This window comes from Myceligenerans crystallogenes, assembly GCF_039529775.1.
Classification (GTDB): Bacteria; Actinomycetota; Actinomycetes; order Actinomycetales; family Cellulomonadaceae; genus Myceligenerans; species Myceligenerans crystallogenes.
This window is the reverse complement of record NZ_BAAANL010000008.1, coordinates 194,180-210,396: the sequence shown is the minus strand read 5'-3', so window position 1 is coordinate 210,396 and position 16,217 is coordinate 194,180. Positions and strand designations below refer to the sequence as shown.

At 73.9% G+C, this 16,217-nt stretch carries 17 protein-coding genes; 4 read left to right on the top strand and 13 right to left on the bottom strand.

Annotated elements, in window-relative coordinates; genetic code table 11:
• The 6 genes from pheS to infC all read right to left on the bottom strand — a co-directional run bounded on the left by pheS (position 1) and on the right by infC (position 4,907).
• Positions 1–1,101, bottom strand: a complete 1,101-nt coding sequence (gene pheS / locus ABD208_RS18145) for a phenylalanine--tRNA ligase subunit alpha (RefSeq protein ID WP_344105670.1) — start codon at positions 1,099–1,101, stop codon at positions 1–3.
• A gap of 316 nt (positions 1,102–1,417) precedes the next feature.
• Positions 1,418–2,044, bottom strand: coding sequence for an RNA 2',3'-cyclic phosphodiesterase (thpR, locus tag ABD208_RS18140; protein ID WP_344105668.1), 627 nt, complete (start codon positions 2,042–2,044; stop codon positions 1,418–1,420).
• Positions 2,045–2,126: 82 nt separating this feature from the next.
• Entirely contained in the window at positions 2,127–3,044 is a 918-nt protein-coding gene (locus ABD208_RS18135) for a TrmH family RNA methyltransferase (protein ID WP_344105774.1), read from the bottom strand.
• Between the two features lie 57 nt (positions 3,045–3,101).
• A complete protein-coding gene (gene rplT, locus ABD208_RS18130) occupies positions 3,102–3,485 on the bottom strand; it encodes a 50S ribosomal protein L20 (RefSeq protein WP_344105666.1) in 384 nt (127 codons plus the stop codon).
• A gap of 69 nt (positions 3,486–3,554) precedes the next feature.
• A complete protein-coding gene (rpmI, locus tag ABD208_RS18125) occupies positions 3,555–3,749 on the bottom strand; it encodes a 50S ribosomal protein L35 (RefSeq protein ID WP_344105664.1) in 195 nt (64 codons plus the stop codon).
• Between the two features lie 111 nt (positions 3,750–3,860).
• Complete coding sequence (gene infC / locus ABD208_RS20485) at positions 3,861–4,907, bottom strand: translation initiation factor IF-3 (RefSeq protein ID WP_425561128.1); 1,047 nt, start codon at positions 4,905–4,907, stop codon at positions 3,861–3,863.
• 311 nt (positions 4,908–5,218) lie between these two features.
• Here infC and ABD208_RS18115 point away from each other — a divergent pair, with 311 nt between their 5' ends.
• The 3 genes from ABD208_RS18115 to ABD208_RS18105 all read left to right on the top strand — a co-directional run bounded on the left by ABD208_RS18115 (position 5,219) and on the right by ABD208_RS18105 (position 7,015).
• Positions 5,219–5,572 carry a DUF1844 domain-containing protein gene (locus ABD208_RS18115; RefSeq protein WP_344105662.1) on the top strand — a complete coding sequence of 118 codons (354 nt, stop codon included), beginning with the start codon at positions 5,219–5,221 and terminating at the stop codon, positions 5,570–5,572.
• Positions 5,573–5,723: 151 nt separating this feature from the next.
• Positions 5,724–6,263 (top strand): hypothetical protein, encoded by a 540-nt coding sequence (locus ABD208_RS18110; protein ID WP_344105660.1) that lies wholly within the window; start codon positions 5,724–5,726, stop codon positions 6,261–6,263.
• Positions 6,260–7,015, top strand: a complete 756-nt coding sequence (locus ABD208_RS18105) for a S1 family peptidase (protein ID WP_344105658.1) — start codon at positions 6,260–6,262, stop codon at positions 7,013–7,015. Before ABD208_RS18110 ends, ABD208_RS18105 begins: the two co-directional genes overlap by 4 nt.
• Positions 7,016–7,036: 21 nt before the next feature.
• On the opposite strand, the gene ABD208_RS18100 is transcribed toward ABD208_RS18105, so the two are convergent.
• The 6 genes from ABD208_RS18100 to ABD208_RS18075 form a co-directional block, all read right to left on the bottom strand.
• Complete coding sequence (locus ABD208_RS18100; RefSeq protein ID WP_344105772.1) at positions 7,037–7,768, bottom strand: SseB family protein; 732 nt, start codon at positions 7,766–7,768, stop codon at positions 7,037–7,039.
• Positions 7,769–7,845: 77 nt separating this feature from the next.
• Positions 7,846–8,586 (bottom strand): bifunctional 1-(5-phosphoribosyl)-5-((5-phosphoribosylamino)methylideneamino)imidazole-4-carboxamide isomerase/phosphoribosylanthranilate isomerase PriA, encoded by a 741-nt coding sequence (gene priA, locus ABD208_RS18095; protein ID WP_344105656.1) that lies wholly within the window; start codon positions 8,584–8,586, stop codon positions 7,846–7,848.
• Between the two features lie 113 nt (positions 8,587–8,699).
• Positions 8,700–9,359 carry an imidazole glycerol phosphate synthase subunit HisH gene (gene hisH / locus ABD208_RS18090; protein ID WP_344105654.1) on the bottom strand — a complete coding sequence of 220 codons (660 nt, stop codon included), beginning with the start codon at positions 9,357–9,359 and terminating at the stop codon, positions 8,700–8,702.
• Positions 9,359–9,961, bottom strand: coding sequence for a hypothetical protein (locus ABD208_RS18085; RefSeq protein ID WP_344105652.1), 603 nt, complete (start codon positions 9,959–9,961; stop codon positions 9,359–9,361). The genes hisH and ABD208_RS18085 overlap by 1 nt, the downstream gene beginning before the upstream one ends.
• Before the next feature lie 5 nt (positions 9,962–9,966).
• A complete protein-coding gene (gene hisB / locus ABD208_RS18080; RefSeq protein ID WP_344105650.1) occupies positions 9,967–10,587 on the bottom strand; it encodes an imidazoleglycerol-phosphate dehydratase HisB in 621 nt (206 codons plus the stop codon).
• Positions 10,584–11,708 carry a histidinol-phosphate transaminase gene (locus ABD208_RS18075; protein WP_344105770.1) on the bottom strand — a complete coding sequence of 375 codons (1,125 nt, stop codon included), beginning with the start codon at positions 11,706–11,708 and terminating at the stop codon, positions 10,584–10,586. Before ABD208_RS18075 ends, hisB begins: the two co-directional genes overlap by 4 nt.
• Positions 11,709–11,969: 261 nt before the next feature.
• On the opposite strand from ABD208_RS18075, the gene ABD208_RS18070 reads away from it, so the two are divergent.
• Complete coding sequence (locus ABD208_RS18070; RefSeq protein WP_344105648.1) at positions 11,970–14,618, top strand: RecQ family ATP-dependent DNA helicase; 2,649 nt, start codon at positions 11,970–11,972, stop codon at positions 14,616–14,618.
• A gap of 182 nt (positions 14,619–14,800) precedes the next feature.
• Here the strand turns inward: ABD208_RS18070 and ABD208_RS18065 are convergent, their stop codons facing one another.
• Complete coding sequence (locus ABD208_RS18065; protein ID WP_344105646.1) at positions 14,801–16,150, bottom strand: carbohydrate-binding protein; 1,350 nt, start codon at positions 16,148–16,150, stop codon at positions 14,801–14,803.
• Positions 16,151–16,217: the final 67 nt, after the last annotated feature.

Here is a 16,217-nt window from a genome sequence, read left to right as displayed (position 1 = left end):
TCAGATCTCCGTCCCGAACTGGGTGGAGAAGCGGATGTCGCCCTCCACGATGTCATGCATGTCGGCGATGGCGTGGCGCAGCATCAGCGTGCGCTCGATGCCCATGCCGAACGCGAAGCCGGAGTACTCCTCCGGGTCGATCCCGGCCGACCGGAGCACGTTGGGGTTGACCATGCCGCAGCCACCCCACTCGATCCAGCCCGCGCCGCCCTTCTTCTGCGGGAACCACAGGTCCATCTCCGCGCTGGGCTCCGTGAACGGGAAGAAGCTCGGGCGCAGGCGCGTCCTCGCCTCGGGGCCGAACATGGCGCGCGCGAACGCGTCTAGGGTCCCCACGAGGTTCGCCATGGTCAGGCCCTTGTCCACCGCGAGGCCCTCGACCTGGTGGAAGACGGGCGTGTGCGTCGCGTCGAGCGCGTCGGTGCGGAACACCTTGCCCGGGCACGCGATGTACAGCGGGACCCCGCGTTCCAGCAGCGTGTGCGCCTGCACCGGTGAGGTGTGCGTACGCAGCACGAGGTTCGCCGGCGTGTCGCGGGCCGTGGCCTTCACCTCGCCGCCCGCGGCCTCGACGCCCCCGACGTAGAAGGTGTCCTGCATCTGGCGCGCCGGGTGGTCCGGGCCGAAGTTGAGCGCGTCGAAGTTGAACCACTCGGACTCGACCTCGGGGCCGTCGGCGATCTCCCAGCCGAGACCCACGAAGAAGTCGGCGACGCGCTCCTGGATCAGCTCGATCGGGTGCCGGGCGCCGGACAGGACGCGCGAGACCGGGAGGGTGACGTCGACGGACTCCTCCACCAGCACCTTCGCGTCCCGCTCGGCCTCGAGCTCGGCCTGGCGCGCGGCGACGGCCTGGTTGACGCGGCCACGGCGCGGGCCGACCAGCTTGCCGGCCTTCGCCTTCTCGGGACCGGGGAGCGAGCCGATCGCGCGGTTCGCGAGCGCGAGCGCGCTGCGATCCCCCGTGTGATCGGTACGGACGGCCTTGAGCGCGTCGAGATCTGCGGCCTGCGCGATCTCGGCGAGGGCCTGGTCGACTGCTGCGTCGAGGGCCGCCTCGTCGAGCGGATCGACGGCGGCCTGAACGTCGGGCGTGGACATGCTTGCCTTCCTGGCGGGATCGGGAGCCTGCGCCGGGCCACCGGATGAGGCGGCACCGCACGCGGCACGTGCAGTCTATTTGCCCGCCGAGACCCTGGGCGCGTTATCCACAGGGGCGGATCGCGCGATGTTCAGCGCACGCGGACGGCGTGCGCCACGAGGCCCTCGACGGGCCCGGTAAATCGGTGATCACGCCGGCTCATGGTCGCCATCCTGGCACAACGCCCTGCCCGCCGTCACACGCATTCGGGCGCGCCGCGCTTGGCACACTTTTATCTCAGACCCGGGCCTGGAACCACGAGGCGGGCGACTGCGCTCAGCCGCGCAGCTCGAAGTGCTCCCGGATCCTGTACAGCGAACCGCCCTGCGGGCCTTCACCGGGGAGCGACTCGACGAGCGCGAACGACTCCGCGGTCCACGCCGGCCCGGCGTACACCGACAACGCGTGCGCCACGGGATCCAGCTGGGACCGCGCGTCGGAGAAGTCGGCGCCGGATCGGCCGCCGCGCGCCTTGCCCCAGCGGTCCCGCCCGCGCGGCGGCCGCACCTGGCCGGCCCGCGCCCGCGCGATGGTGAGATGCGGGCGATGCGGCTTCACGTCGTCGGGCACCTCGCGCACGGAGGCGTCGAGGCAGTCCGCCGCGAGATTGCGGAGCGGGCTCAGCTCGCCGTCCACCCCGATCCACAGCACGCGGCTGCCGAACGACCCGGCGCCGCGCAGCCGCAGGTCCAGGGGCCCGTGCTTGCCCGCGACGACGGCGAGCCCCTCCGACAGCTCGTCGACGGTACCCTCCGGCACGTCCGCGTAGAACGCCAGCGTGACGTGCTGCGTCTCCCGGGGCATCCAGCGCGGCGAGACGCCGTTGCTGCGCACTCCGTGGATGGCGAGATCGAGATGATCGAGAACCTCGTCGGGCGGGAAAATCGCAGCAAACAGGCGCACGCGCCGATCGTAGGCCGCCCGTGCCCCCAGGAAAAGGGAATTCGCTGAGGGCGCTACCGCACCCGCAGGCGCCCGCGGGGTGTCACCGGGAAGGGCCGGCCGCGCCGCCCCGGCGCTGGGCGCGGCTGCTGGCGTAGAGGCAGACGGTCGCGGCCGTGGCGAGGTTGAGGGACTCGGCCCTGCCGCGGATCGGGACGCGGACGACGGCGTCGGCCAGGGCGCGATCATCGGCGGGCAGACCCCAGGCCTCGTTGCCGAAGATCCAGGCCGTCGGGCGGGACAGGTCGGCGGAGCGGTCCTCGGCCGGGCGGGCCGGCAGATCCTGCAGGTCGTCCAGGTCGAGGTCGCCGGCGCCGTCGGCCGCGAGGACCTGGCAGCCCTCGCCGCGGACGCCCGCGACGACGTCGGACAGCGGGACGCCCGTCACCACCGGCAGGTGGAACAGCGAGCCCGCCGTGGACCGGACCGTCTTCGGGTTGTGCAGGTCGACGCTCTCACCGGCCAGGACGACGACGTCGGCGCCGGCCGCGTCCGCGGCGCGGATCACCGTGCCCGCGTTACCGGGGTCACGGACGTTCGCGAGGACGGCGACGAGCCGCGCACCGCGTACGGCCTGCTCCAGGGACGGGGTCTCCACCCGGAGGACGGCGAGCACCCCCTGCGCGTCCGGGCTCATCGCCTCCAGGACCTCGGGGGTCGCCACGTGCGACCGCAGGTTCGAGGTACCCCCGGAGGAACCACCGCCCGCAGCCGTCTCTCCCGGGGCGCCCCGGCCCACGGCGTCGTCCACCGCCGCCACGATCTCCGGGTAGCGGCCGGCCGCGGCCGCCGTGAGATAGACGTCACGGATCCGACCGGGCGCCCAGCGCACGGCCTCGCGGACGCCCTGCGGTCCCTCCACCAGGAAGAGACCGTGCCTGGAGCGTGCCGAACGCCCGGACAACGCCCGCACCTGCTTGACGCGGTCCGCCCGCGGGTTCGCGAGCGTGACGTCTAGCATGCTGCTGGGCAACTGATGACGCTGTCCGGGCGTTCCTTGCAGTTCCTCCGTCAAACCTCAGGCCGCGGCCGGGGCGTTGACGTCCTCCGGGAGGGCGTTCTTGGCGACCTGGACGAGCGCGTTGAACGCTGCCACGTCGTTGACCGCGAGCTCGGCGAGCATGCGGCGGTCGACCTCGACCTCGGCGGCCTTCAGGCCCTGGATGAGGCGGTTGTAGGTGAGGCCCTGCGCGCGCGAGGCCGCGTTGATGCGCTGGATCCACAGCTTGCGGAAGTCGCCCTTACGGGCCTTCCGGTCGCGGTAGTTGTACACCAGCGAGTGGGTGACCTGCTCCTTGGCCTTACGGTAGAGACGCGAGCGCTGGCCGCGGTAACCGCTGGCGCGCTCGAGAGTCGTACGGCGCTTCTTCTGGGCGTTGACTGCCCGCTTCACGCGTGCCACGTGATGCTCCTTGTGTCCTTCGGGCTGGAAGTGGGACCTGGGCACCGCATCTGGGCGGTGCCGCGCGGATCACTTGCCGAGCAGCTTCTTGATCTTCTTGACGTCGGCCTGGGCGACCGGCTGGTCCGACGCCAGGCGGCGGGTGCGCGTGGTCGGCTTGTGCTCGAGCAGGTGGCGGCGGTTCGCCTGCTGGCGCATGACCTTCCCGCTCCCGGTGATCCGGAAACGCTTCTTGGCGCCCGAGTGCGTCTTGTTCTTCGGCATGACTGCCGTCTCTCCTCATGTCGGCCGGAACCTGGCAGGTCCTGGCACTGCGTACCGGGCCCGGTGGGACGGTCCCGGTGTCGGATTGGTCTTGGGGTTGTCCCCTCAGCCCTAGTTCGGCGCCTGCGGCTTGGGGGCCGGCTTCGGCGCCGCCGGCTTGGCGGCGGGGGGCTTGGGGGTGGCAGGCTTCGCGGCCGGCGGCTTCGGCGTGGCGGGCTTGGCCACCACGGGCTTCGGCGCCGCCGCGCTCGGCGTAGCCGGTGCGGCCGTGCGCGGCGCAGAGGCGGGCCTCGGGGCCGTGGCCGGCCTGGCGGGCGAGGCGGACCTCGCCGCGGGGGGCCGGGATGCGGACGTGGTGCGCGGGCGCGGCGGGGTGGCGGGCTTGTCGGTGTCCGACGGCGCCTCCGCGGGCCCGGGCTCCGCCTTCGGCGCGGCGGACGTCCGGGGCTTCACCGTGGTGGCCGCCGCGACCTGCGCGACAGGGCTCGGGGCGGGCTCCGGAGCGGGCGGCGCGGACGCGGCGACCTCGGCCGCCTCCGCGGCGCGACGTGCCTGCGACCTGCTCAGCTTCTCGCGGGTCGGCGCCTTCACCGGGCGCTCCTGCTTGGCTTCCGCCTTCTTCTTGACCGGGCCGATGACCATGGTCATGTTACGGCCGTCCTGCTTCGGCATGGACTCGACGAAACCGAGCTCGGCGACGTCGTCCGCGAGGCGTTCCAGCAGGCGGCGGCCCATCTCCGGGCGCGACTGCTCGCGGCCGCGGAACATGATCATGACCTTGACCTTGTCGCCCGCGGCCAGGAAGCGCTCGACGTGACCCTTCTTGGTCTCGTAGTCGTGCGGGTCGATCTTCAGACGGAAACGGATCTCCTTGAGGATCGTGTTCGTCTGGTTCCGCCGCGCCTCACGCGCCTTCATGTCGGACTCGTACTTGAACTTTCCGAAGTCCATGAGCTTGGCGACGGGAGGACGGCTGTCCGGGGCGACCTCGACGAGGTCCAGGTCAGCGTCCTGGGCGAGCTTCAGGGCGACCGCCGTGGCAACTACGCCGACCTGTTCCCCGCCTGGGCCGATGAGCCGGACCTCGGGAACACGGATCCGGTCGTTGATGCGAGCCTCGCTGATGGTAATGCTCCTAGGAAGTTGCAGGTGGACCACCAGGTACGAGAAGGGCCCCCGCCCTGAGCACAGGTGGAGGCCATCATGGGAAGGGCGAACCGCACCACAGGGGGTGCGGTACTGCCCGACCGGGACCCGGACACTGTCGGCGGCTGGCGCACTGTCGCGACTCGGGTGGGATGGGATCCACTTGTTGCACCCAGGACATGGCCCTGGGTTGGTCGGCTACTACGGTAACACGAGCGGCGGCGCCCGCGATCCTGGGCGGGACCGGCCCCGCGGAGCACGGCGCGGACCAGGGCGCGAACCGCGGGTACGCGAATCCGGCACCGGGTGAAATGATGTCCCCCATGAGTACCACCAGCGAGAACGACGCCAGCGCCGCGACCCGGGACATCGCCGAGGTCGCCGCCGTCGAGGTCATCACCACCGCCGCCGTCCACCTCATGAGCGCAGCAGCCGTGAAGTGCGGTCTGGCCGAGGGCGACGACGCGGCGGACCACCTGGACCTCGACGAGGCACGCAAGCTGATCACCGCGCTCGCCGCGCTGGTGACGGCGTCGGCCCCCGACCTCGGCAACCAGCACGCGCGTTCGCTGCGTGACGGGCTGCGCTCGCTCCAGCTCGCGTTCCGCGAGGCGTCCGTCATCCCCGACGAACCCGGCGAGGGCCCCGGCGAGAAGTACACCGGATCCGTCGTCTGACCCTGTCCGCGACCGAAGCAGGCCTATGACAACCCGTCTTCCCCCCGTCCCGCCGCCGCCTCCCGAGCGGGCGGCGCGCCCCGCGCCCCCGGCCGTGTCGCGGCCGGCGGCACGTGCCGTGCCCCTGCCTCCCCCGCCACCGCCGCCCGCGATGCCGGGGCCACCGGCCCTCGTGGCACCGGCGCGGCGGGCGCGTCCGGGCGCCGCGCCCTGGCTCGCCCTCGCCCTCGTGGCGACGCTGGTCCTGGCCGGATACCTGTGGGTGACCACGACGCAGTGGCAGGCCACCTCGGCGCAGTGGGAGAGCGAGGCGCACCGGTACGCCTCCCAGGTGGCGACGCTGGACCTGCAACTCGACGGCGCGAACGCGGAACTCGCCGCCGCGCGCGATCAGCTCGCGACCGCGACGGGCCGGATCAGCGAGCTCGCCAACGAGAAGGCGCAGCTCGGCGACCAGCGCGTGGCCTCCCAGCAGTACCTCGACTACCAGATGCGGGTGAGCGAGGCCGCGGCGAAGGTCGCGGTCGCCCTGGGCCAGTGCGTGGACGGGCAGGACGAGCTGATCACCTACCTCGGGGACGCCGACGCCTACGACCCGGGCGATCTGCGGCGCTTCCGGAACCAGGTCGACGACCTGTGCGACCAGGCGCGCGACGCCAACCGGGCGCTCCAGCAGGAGCTCGACCAATGAAGCGGGGTACGCGGCGGCCCGCGGCGCGCCGCGCCGTCGTCCCCGTGGTGATCGCCGTCGCCCTCGGGACCACCGGCTGCGGCGTGCTCCCCTCCCTGCCGGAACCCGTGCCCAGCAACATCGTGCCGTCGCGCCCCGCGGCGCTCGAGCCGGCCGGCGGCGGCGACTCGCTGTCGCCGGACGGGTTCGACGCCGTGCAGCGCATGGCGGTCCGGATCCGCAACGTGGGCTGCGACGAGCTGTCGACCGGATCGGGGTTCGCCGTCGGCGACCACACGCTCATCACCAACCGGCACGTCGTCGCGAACAGCGACAACCTGCAGGTCAGCACCTACGACGGACGCGACATCGAGGTCGGCACCGCCGCGACGGCGGGCCTCGCCGACCTGGCGATCGTCCGCACCCGGGAAGAACTGCCGTCGTTCCCCGAGCTCGCGCGCCGGGACCCGGAGCAGGGCGACGAGGTGATGATCGCGGGCTACCCCTCGGGCGGCGAGCTGACCATCACGTCGGGCCGGGTCGTGGGCTCGACCCGCGACCCCCTGCACGCGAACCTCGGCGAGGTGCTCGTCACGGACGCGAAGGTGGAACCGGGGAGCTCCGGATCGGCCGCGCTGGACACCCGCGGGCGGGTGATCGGCGTCGTCTACGCGAAGACCGCCGAGGACGACAGCCTCCTGGTCCCGATCTCCACCGTCCGCGAGATGCTCGCCGACGCCGACGAGTTCACGGCAGTGGCGGGCTGCCGCTGAGGGTCGCGCGCCGCGCGTGGGTCAGCGCGCCGCGCCGATCCGGATCTCCAGGGAGTCCACCCGGCGGGAGATCACGTCCGAGGCGCCCAGGCGAGCGTTGACCTGGGACAGCACCCTGTCCAGGCCCGCGCGGTCCAGGCCCGGGTCGAGGGCCAGCACCACCGCGACCTCCGCCTTACGGCCTGGCTCGGCGTGCGCGCGAACCACGTGCTGCACCGGCGCCGCCGCGACCGCGACGGCCTCGGCGACCTCGCGTTCCACGCGCAGCCCGTCCTCGGTGGGTTCCAGGGCGGGACGCCAGGTCTCCCCCTGGGCCAGTGCCCACACCGCGGGCCGCGGCACCGAGGCCGTGACCGGACCGGCCGGGTCGACGACGAGCAGGGACCAGTCCTCGTTCACCGCCGACAGCGCCGCCCGCGGCGCCTCGACCGGAACCGGCCGGGCGTCCGCGCGCCAGGCCGCCATCGTGGCCACGGAGGTGAACACGGGCAGCGCCTTGCGGCCGTCGGGTGCCTGCAGCGCGACGACGCCGGAGGACGCCTCCTTGTCCACGTGCAGCGTCGCACCGCCTGAGGTCACGACGTCCTCGCCCACGGCCAGCTCCGCGAGCACCGGCACGAGCACCCGGGTGATCGCGAGGCGCGCCACGACGTCGGACAGCGGGACCACGCCCGTGCCGTGCGCCTCGAGGAGACGGGTCAGTTCCGGGTCGGCCGAGCCGTCGTCACCGGCGAACTGGCTGGTCGGCTGGATCGACCGGCCCGTGGGCGCCGGACGTGGGCCGCCCGCGCCGTCGCCCGCGTCCGGGCCGGCGCCCCCGGCCGCGTCCGTCACGGCCGCCCCGCCACGTCCAGCGCCTCGGGCAGCGTGAAGCGGCCCGCGTAGAGCGCCTTGCCGAGGACCGCGCCCTCGATCGCCTTCCCCTCCGGGGTGCGCAGCTCCCGCAGCGCCCGCAGGTCGTCGAGCGACGAGATCCCGCCGGAGGCCACCACCTGCGCCGGGGTACGCTGCGCGACGTCGACCAGCAGCTCGAGGTTCGGCCCGCGCAGGGTGCCGTCCTTCGTGACGTCGGTGAGGATGTAGCGCGAGCAGCCCGCCTCGTCCAGGCGCGCGAGCACCTCGTACAGGTCGCCGCCCTCCTTGGTCCAGCCGCGGGCGGCGAGCGTCGTGCCGCGCACGTCCAGGCCGACGGCGACGCGGTCGCCGTACTCGGCGATGACGCCCGCGGTCCACTCAGGGTTCTCGAGCGCGGCGGTCCCGAGGTTGACGCGGCGCGCACCGGTCGCGAGCGCCCGCTCCAGGGAGGCGTCGTCGCGGATGCCGCCCGACAGCTCCACCTGCACGTCCAGCTTCGCCACGACGTCGGCGAGCAGCTCGGCGTTGGAGCCGCGGCCGAACGCGGCGTCCAGGTCCACGAGGTGGACCCACTCGGCGCCCCCGGCCTGCCAGTCGAGCGCTGCGGTGAGCGGGTCGCCGTAGGAGGTCTCGGAGCCGGCCTCGCCCTGGACGAGGCGGACGGCCTGGCCGTCGGCGACGTCGACGGCGGGCAGCAGCACGAGTCGGTCGGTCATGAGGTTCCTCTTCTTCGCTCTGGTGGTTCGCTGTGGGGCGGCGGGCGGTGGTGCGTGACGGACGGGAGCGGCCCGGGCGCCGTCGTCGGACATGGACTTCGTGGTGCCGGGTCTCAGCCGAGGCCGCGGACCCAGTTCTCCAGGAGGCGGGCGCCGGCGTCGCCGGACTTCTCGGGGTGGAACTGGGTGGCGGCGAGCGGTCCGTCCTCGACGGCGGCGACGAAGCGCGTGCCGTGCCCGGGCGTGCCCGCGCGCGCCCAGGTGACCAGCGGCGGGCTGAACCGCGGGTCCGCCTTGTCGTCGTGGCCCTGGGCGAACGTCCGGGCGGCGTAGGAGTGGACGAAGTAGAACCGCTCGTCCTCGACGCCGTCGAACAGCCTCGTGCCGGCCGGGGCCTCGACGGGGGCCCAGCCCATGTGCGGCACGACGGGGGCGTCGAGGCGTTCGACGGTTCCGGCCCACTCCCCCATGCCCTCGGCGCGTTCGCCGTGCTCCACGCCGGCGTCGAACAGGATCTGCATGCCGACGCAGATGCCGAGCACCGGGCGCCCGCCCGCGAGGCGGCGGCCGATCACCTCGTGGCCGCGCACCGCCCTGAGGCCCGCCATGCAGGCCGCGAAGGCGCCGACGCCGGGGACCACCAGGCCGTCCGCGTCCTGCGCGGCGGCGCGGTCGGCGGTGAGGGTGACCTCCGCACCGACCCGTTCGAGCGCGCGGGTGGCGGACCGGACGTTGCCGAAGCCGTAGTCGAGGACGACGACGCGTGCGCCCATCAGCCCTCGTCCTTCCGGCCGGGCTTGCCGCGGCCGCCCTTGCGGGCCCTCCGCGCGGCGGACGTGAGCATGCGCATGGCCTTGAGCCGGCCGATGGAGCCCGAGTGCACGACGCCGGGAAGATCCCCCACCTTGGCGAACCCGGTGATGATGTCCTCGACCTGCTCCGGCGCGCCGCCGAGCAGCAGCGCCGGGGAGATCTCGTCCCCCCGCTCGCCGTCGGACCAGCGCACGCACGTGAGCTGCTCGCCCTTGCGCGTGACCTGCACGAGCGGGACGCCGCGGACGATCTGCGAGAGGGCCGCGGCGGCCTCGTCGGGCTTGCTGCCGGAGGTGTCGCGCAGGATCGCGAGCGCGCCCACCTCGGTGGGGACCGCGTCGAGGTCGAGGCCCGCGATCGAGGCGGCCGCGGCGAGCGGCTCGGCGCCGGCGATCTGGGTGACGAGCAGGGCCAGGTCCGGGTCCGTCGGCTGGGTGAGCGCCGACAGGTCGTCGGGGATCTCGAGGTCGAGGTCGCCGAGCGAGCTCAGGTCGTCGGGGATCGCCGGGAGATCGCCGGGGGTCTCGTCCGGGTCTCCTGCGGGACGGGGTGTGTCGGTCATGGGCGTTACAGCGCACCCTTCGTGGACGGGATGCCCTCGACGCGCGGGTCGCGCGCGACGGCGGCGCGCAGCGCACGCGCCAGGGCCTTGAACTGGGCTTCGACGATGTGGTGGGGATCGCGGCCGGCCAGCACCCGCACGTGCAGCGTGACGTGCGCGTGGTGCGCGACCGACTCCAGCACGTGCCGGGTCAGGCTGCCGGTGAAGTGGCCGCCGATGAGGTGGTACTCCTGCCCGGCGGGCTCGCCCTCGTGCACCAGGTAGGGGCGGCCGGACACGTCCACGACGGCGAGCGCGAGCGCCTCGTCGAGCGGCACCGTGGCGTCGCCGTAGCGGGCGATGCCCTGCTTGTCGCCGAGCGCCTGGCGCAGCGCCTGGCCGATGACGATCGCGACGTCCTCGACCGTGTGGTGCGCGTCGATGTGGGTGTCGCCGTCGGCGTGCACGGTGAGGTCGATCAGGGAGTGCTTGCCGAGCGCGGTGAGCATGTGGTCGTAGAACGGCACGCCCGTGGCGATGTCGGTGCGGCCCGTGCCGTCGAGGTCGAGCTCGACGGTGACCTTGGACTCGGAGGTGGCGCGCTCGATGCGGGCGGTGCGCCGCCCGGCGGCGTCGGACGTGGTCATGCGGTCTTCGTCTCCTCGATGACGTGCGTGAGGGCGTCGCGGAACGCGGCGTTCTCCTCCGGGGTGCCGACCGAGACCCGCAGCCAGCCGTCCGGGCCGGTCTCGCGGATCAGGACGCCGCGGTCCAGCAGCCCCTGCCAGACCGCGTGGCGGTCGGCGAAGGTGCCGAACAGCACGAAGTTCGCGTCGGAGTCCGGGACGTCCAGGGCGCGGCCGTCGGGCGCACGCTGTTCGCGGAGCCAGGCGACCAGGGCGTCGCGTTCGGCGCGCAGGGTGTCGACCTGCGCCAGGAGCGTCTCGCGGTGCCGCAGCGCGGCGCGGGCGACGGCCTGGGTGATCGCGGACAGGTGGTACGGCAGGCGCACCACGCGCAGCGCGTCCACGAGCTGCGGACCGGCGGCGAGGTAGCCGACGCGGGCGCCCGCGGCCGCGAAGGCCTTGGACATCGTGCGGGTGACCGCGAGGTTGGGGTGGCCGGCCAGGAGCCCGACGGCGCTCGGCGTGCCGGCACGGCGGAACTCGGCGTAGGCCTCGTCGACGACGACGACGGCGGGCGTGTCCGGATCGGCCTGCGACGCCGCCGCGAGGACGGCCTCGACCGTGCTGAGCGGGAGTGCCGTGCCGGTCGGGTTGTTCGGGCTGGCCAGCAGGATCACCGATGGACGGTGCTCGGCGATCCCGGCGGCCGCGCGGGCCGGGTCGACGGTGAAGTCGGTCTCGCGGCGGGCCGTGACCCAGCGGGTGTGGGTGTCCCGCGCGTACTCCGGGTACATGGAGTAGGTGGGCGCGAACGAGAGCGCGGTGCGGCCGGGGCCGCCGAAGGCCTGCAGGAGGTGGAGCATGACCTCGTTCGACCCGTTCGCCGCCCAGACGGCGAGCTCGTCCAGGCAGGCGCCGGACTCCAGCGCGAGGTAGGCCCTCAGATCGTCGCGGAGCGCGGTGAACTCCCGGTCCGGGTAGCGGTTCAGCGTGGCCGCGGCCCGGGACACCTCCGCGGCGATGGTCGCGATGACCTCGGCGGACGGCGCATACGGGTTCTCGTTCACGTTGAGCAGCACCGGGACGTCGAGCTGCGGCGCACCGTACGGATGCTCGCCGGCCAGCTCCGGCCGGATCGGCAGGTCGCCGAACGGGCGGGCGGCGCCGGGGTCCGTACCCGGGCCCGTGGCCTGTGTCTCGGTACTGGTGGTGCTCACGGCGCCAGTCTACGGATCGTGGCCGACACCAGCTGGCGGGTCTCATCGCCCGGGCAGGGGCGTGGTCCGCCTGCCGCGCTCCGCGCGACGCCATGACCTGGCGGGACGGACCCCGCCGAGAAGTTTTCCACAGGCGGCGGGGCCGCACCCCGACGAATGTCGGTGGTCGCACCTACGATCGCTACCGTGACCAACGATCCCTTCGCAGACCTCCCGTTCAGCGCCGAGGAGCCGCCCGACGAGGCCTTCCTCGACGGGTTCGGCGACCCCGCGCCGCCGCCGTCGGCCCGGAACACGCCCGAGGCGCAGGCCGCCCGGCTGAAGATGCTGCGCGGGATGCTCGACGAGACGGGTGTGGCCGGGATCACGCCGGGGGACAAGGGCAAGCGGGGCAAGGGCAGGGGTGCGGCGGACGGCGCCGGGCACGAGAGCCCTCCCGGCGAGGCCGCCGATCCGTCAGGTGCCGGGCACGAGGACGCCGCGCCGGGCGGCGCCGTGGCCTCGTCCGCCGTCACCGAGCCGGCTCCGGAGGCGCCGGGCGCCGGGCTCCCCGATCCCGTCGTCGTCGCCGCCGAGCCCGGCTCGGAGCTCCGCCAGGAGGCGGAGGCCGCGCTCCGGACGCTCGTGGGGCGCGACGACGCCGCCCTGCGCGAGGATCAGTGGCGCGCCATCGAGGCCCTGGCCGCGTTCCGCCGCCGCGCCCTGGTGGTGCAGCGCACCGGGTGGGGCAAGTCCGCGGTGTACTTCGTGGCGACGAAGCTCCTGCGCGCCCGCGGCGCCGGGCCGACGGTCATCGTCTCGCCGCTGCTGGCCCTCATGCGCGACCAGATCTCGGCCGCGGAGCGCGCGGGGATCCGCGCCGTGACGATCAACTCCGCGAACGTCACGGAGTGGGAGCAGGTGCACGCGGACATCGAGGCGGGCACGGTGGACGTGCTGCTCTGCTCGCCGGAGCGGCTGAACAACCCGGCGTTCCGCGACGAGGTGCTGCCGCGGCTGGCGGCGGACGCCGGGCTCGTCGTGATCGACGAGGCCCACTGCATCTCCGACTGGGGGCACGACTTCCGGCCGGACTACCGGCGCATCCGCACCCTGCTGGCCGATCTGCCGCCGGGCATCCCGGTGCTGGCGACGACGGCGACCGCGAACCAGCGCGTCACCGACGACGTCGCCGAGCAGCTCGGCGTGACGGGCGGCTCCGCCGAGGCGCACCAGGAGGTGCTCGTGCTCCGCGGCGGCCTCGACCGGAGGTCCCTCCACCTGGCGGTGCTCGAGCTCGGCGACCAGCCGACCCGGGTGGCCTGGCTCGCGCAGGCGCTGCAGGACGTCGAGGGGTCGGGCATCGTCTACTGCCTCACGGTGTCGGCGGCCGAGCAGATCGCCGAGCAGCTCCGCACGGCGGGCCTGGCCGTGGCCGCCTACACGGGCCGCACCGAGCCGACGCAGCGCGAGCAGCTCGAGTCCGATCTCAAGGAGAACCGCGTCAAGGCCCTGATCGCGACATCCGCGCTCGGGATGGGCTTCGACAAGCCGGACCTGGCGTTCGTGGTGCACCTCGGGGCGCCGGCCTCCCCGATCGCCTACTACCAGCAGGTGGGCCGCGCCGGGCGCGGTGTCGACCAGGCGGTGGTGGTGCTGCTTCCCGGGCACGAGGACAAGGCGATCTGGGACTGGTTCGGCTCGCAGGCGTTCCCGGCGGAGTCCCAGGTGCGGGCCACGCTGGAGGCACTGCGCCAGGCAGGCACGTCCCTGTCGACGGTGGCCCTGGAGACGCACGTGGACCTCAAGCGCTCCCGGCTGGAGACGATGCTCAAGGTGCTCGACGTCGACGGCGCGGTCCGCCGCGTCAAGGGCGGCTGGGAGTGGACCGGGCGGGAATGGGCGTACGACCGCGAGCGCTACGAGCGCGTGTCCGCCACCCGGGCCGCCGAGCAGCAGGCGATGGTCGACTACGTCGCCTCACCCGGATGCCGCATGGCGTTCCTGCGGGCCCAGCTCGACGACCCCGACCTGCGGCCCGGCTGGACGTGCGGGCGCTGCGACCGGTGCGGCGGCGTCGACCTGCCCGAGCCGCCGGACCCGGAGGCCGTCACGGAGGCGAGGGCCGAGATGGACCGGCCGGGCGTCGCCGTCGAGGAGCGCCGGATGTGGCCGAGCGGCCTGTCCACGCTCGGCCTGGACCTGCACGGGAAGATCCCCGCCGGCCAGCAGGCCGAGCCGGGTCGTGCGGTCGCGCGGCTGGACGGCCTGGGCTGGTCCGGCCCGCTGCGCGACCTGTTCGCGCCGGGCACGCCCGACGGCGAGCTCCCGGTCGCGCTGCGGCGTGCGGCCGCCCGGGTGCTGGACGAGTGGCCGGACCTCCGCGAGCGCCCGGACGACGACGAGGCGGCGCCGGCGGGCCCGGTCTCGGACGACCGTGCGGAGTTCGCCGCGGCCGCGGGCGATCACGCGACGCCGTCGCCGGGCGCGGAACCCGGCAGGCTGCTGGTGGAGGGCGTCGTCGGCATCCGGTCGCTGACCCGCCCGCAGCTGTCGTACCACCTGGCCACGGGCCTGGCGGCCTACCTCGGCGTGCCGATGATCGGGGCGATCGGCCCTGTCCCCGGCCAGGAGCAGCCCGGGCGCCACGACCTGAACTCGGCGATGCGCCTCGCGGGCGTCGCCCGCCGCCTGCAGCTCCAGCTCGCCGAGCCGGCGCTGCGCGGCCTGCCGGGACGCACCGTCCTGCTGGTCGACGACTACACCGACTCGGGATGGACCCTGACCGTGGCCGCCCGCCTGCTCCGCGAGGCGGGCGCCGCCAAGGTCCTCCCGTTCGTGCTGGCCGTGCGCTAGGTTCCGGCGCCGGCCGGCCGCCTGAGCACCGGGCGCCGCGTCGGACCGGGCACCGCCGCGATGCCCGGCGCCGTCGCTCCCGGGGCTCAGTGGCGTGGCGGCGGGAACCGAGAGGTTCCGCCGCCACGCCGCGGGCCGCATGAACCGGGAGGTGCCGCAACAGCGCAGGCCCCATGAACCGGTCAGCGCCCCTGCAGCGCCCTGACGTTGTCCGCGAAGGTCCAGCCCTTCGAGCCGTCCCAGTTGATCGACCAGGTCATGAGCCCCTTCAGCTGCCCGTCGTACGACGAGTACGCCTGGCTCACCAGCGACGGCGCCATGTACCCGCCGCCCGCCCCCTGCTGCGCGGGGAGCCCGGGGACCTGCTTGTCGTACGGCACGCGGATGGTGACGCCCTGGATCACCAGCCCGGCGTTCAGGCAGTCCGTCTGCGCGACGAAGCCCGCCACGGTCCCGGCGGCGTACGAGTTGCCCCGGCAGTCGTACATGGACCCGTTGTAGTACTGCATGTTGAGCCACCAGAGCCGGCCGTTGTCCGCGTACTTCTTGACGACCGGCAGGTAGGCACCCCAGATGCTGCCGTAGGTGACGCTCCCGCCCGTGACGTAGGCCGTCTCCGGGGCCATCGTCAGGCCGAACTCCGCGGGCATCCGCGCGAGCACCCCGTCGATGATCCGGATGAGGTTCGCCTGCGTCGTCGACAGCGTCTTGATGTCGCCGCTGCCGGTCAGCCCGGCCTCGATGTCGATGTCGATCCCGTCGAAGTGGTTGTCGCGCAGGATCGGCACGATCGTCTCGACGAACCGGTCCGCCACGGCCGCACGGGTCAGGTCGACGCTCGCGGTGGCGCCCCCGATCGACAGCAGCAGGCGCGTGCCGTCGGCCTTCGCGGCGCACATCTCCGCGGGGGTCGGCACGTCGACGCCGGTGTCCATCCCGTCCTCCCACCTCACGGTCCCGTCCGGCAGGATCACGGGGAAGGCGAGCATCGCGACGTTGTACCCGTGCCCGGAGATCCGCGGGTCGTCGACCGGGATCCACCCCATGCCCGGGTGCACGCCGTTCGAGGCGCCGTCCCAGTTCTCCCAGTAACCCTGCAGCACCTTGCCCGCCGGGCGCCCCTGCACGCCGCAGTCGCCCGCCGGCGGGGTGCTCCCGGTCGGCGACGGCGTGGGAGTGGGCGACGGGGTGGGAGTCGGCTGCGTCGTCGGGGTGGGCGACTGCGTCGGGGTAGCGGACGGCGTCGGCCCGGACCCTCCCTCGCAGACGCCGCCGTCGGACCACAGCGACGGCGTGTCCCGGGGATTCCAGCCCGTCCCGGCCCAGGCGGTGTGCGTGACGAGCGCGGTGTAGGTGTGCCCCTGGTAGGTCACCTTCTGCCCGGCGGTGTACGAGCCACCCTCGGCCCACACCGTCGCCGCACATTCCGCGGCCACGGCGGGCCCGGCCAGCCCCGGGACGACGACGGCCCCGGCGGCGAGAGTCACGGCCGCGACGGCGGCGACGAGAAACGGCGTACGACGGGATCTCATGGGAATCACCTCGGTGGGGTCCGCTGCCGCCGGGCGATCCAGCGGCTATTTGTTCGGGACCCTAGCA